The sequence below is a fragment of the Klebsiella sp. EMBS2024 genome (assembly GCF_036233805.1).
GTDB lineage: Bacteria > Pseudomonadota > Gammaproteobacteria > Enterobacterales > Enterobacteriaceae > Klebsiella > Klebsiella pneumoniae.
The window spans coordinates 103154-104957 of record NZ_JAZARW010000002.1 but is presented as its reverse complement, the minus strand read 5'-3'; the positions used below and the strand labels follow the sequence as shown (position 1 = coordinate 104957).

1 protein-coding gene is annotated in these 1804 nt (G+C 47.9%); it reads left to right on the top strand.

What is annotated here, in order from left to right; all coding sequences use genetic code 11:
• Positions 1–388: 388 nt before the first annotated feature.
• Positions 389–1399, top strand: a complete 1011-nt coding sequence (locus VZP09_RS24635) for a RepB family plasmid replication initiator protein (RefSeq protein WP_000200070.1) — start codon at positions 389–391, stop codon at positions 1397–1399.
• Positions 1400–1804 lie beyond the last annotated feature (405 nt).

The window sequence follows — 1804 nt, the reverse complement described above, 5'->3', positions numbered from 1 at the left end:
AGGAAAGACGACTCAGCATACCGCAGTCAATGTTTCATTGTTGTACCTGTAGATCTCAATCTTCCAGAGCGTATTCAGGAAAATCAGGCCAGGGTTCTGGATATCTGGTGTGGCGCTTCCGGCCTTGTATCTGGGTTATTCATGGTCTCGATCCAATAATTGATCCCAAGGAGATCATAGTGAGATCCAAAAGAGATCCCCGGATCGCTCCAGCATGCGCTGTAACTGGCTTTAACGTCTGTCTGGATCGACTGCGGAATGTAAAATGTTGACTGTTATATGCATAATCTAATACTGTGATATGCAACGGTATTTACTGAGGTATGTATATCCGTTGACTGCGATACGTATTACTACATCCTTTTGTGGATAACCGTTGAGGATCAAGATGACGAGCGAAAATAATAGCTTACTTCTGAACCTTCAGGAAGTTGATAAGACAACCGGTGAAGTTGTTAAGCTGGATGTCAACAGCACCAGTACCGTGCAGCCAGTAGCGCTCATGAGACTCGGTCTCTTCGTCCCAACTCTGAAATCAACAGGGAAGAGCAAGGCGAACCGGAAAAACGTTACAGACGCGACTGAGGAGCTTGTACAGCTGTCCATTGCCAAAAGCGAAGGATACACTGACGTTAAGATCACCGGTTCGCGTCTTGATATGGACACGGATTTTAAAGTCTGGCTGGGGATAATTCGCTCCATGTCGGAGTATGGGGTAAAAAGTGACACCCTGGAACTGTCGTTCGTCGAATTCGTTAAGATGTGCGGATTTGACTCCCGTCGTTCAAACAAAAAAATGCGCGATCGCATCAGTAATTCCCTGTTTAAACTCGCCTCGGTTACGCTGAAGTTCCAGAGTGAGACCAAAGGATGGACCACCCATCTGGTGCAGTCAGCCTATTATGACATCAACGAGGATATCGTTGAGATCAAGGCTGAACCTAAGCTGTTTGAGCTTTACCACATGGACAGAAGGGTACTTCTGCGGCTGAAAGCCATTGACGCCCTGCAGCGCAAGGAATCAGCCCAGGCGCTTTATACCTACATCGAAAGTCTTCCCCAGAATCCTGCACCTATTTCCATGAAACGGATGCGTGACCGGCTGAATCTCACCTCAAATGTCTATACGCAGAACCACACGGTGCGTAAGGCGATGGAGCAGCTGCGGGATATTGGTTATCTGGATTACACCGAGTTTAAACGTGGCCGAGCCACCTATTTCAGCGTGCATTATCGCAACCCCAAACTCATCAGTGGTCCTGTGAAGGTTCCGCGCAAAGAGGAAGAAGAGAAGGCGCCAGAGCAAAATTATGACGAAGTCATTAAGGCGCTGAAGGCTGCTGGCATCGATCCCCTTAAACTGGCCGAAGCTCTCTCAGCGATGAAGCCAGAAAATTGACTGCGATATGCATAACATGACTGCCGGATGCCGCTAAGAACATTCCATTGACTGTGATATGCATCACGCATACCGCAGTCAATATGTGTTCTTCATCATGTCTGCCATGATCGAACAATATTGACTGTCATATGTGATTTCAGGCCGTGATGCGCAGATATTGACTACGGTATGCGGGTTTAACGGCGGTATCCCCTGGTCTGTGCACTGTTCCACACGTGTTAACATGCCACAGTCAATTTTTCAGTAAAGCTCTAAACCCCTCACGAAAATCTCAATCGGATGCTGAGACGGTCATGTTACCTGACGGTATCCGTTCCCCTATGTATTGCAGGTTTAGCCAGGCAGGATGGGACTGCAGCTGTCTGTATAACCCGGCGCCAGCTTCACACTGCTAAATGCGAT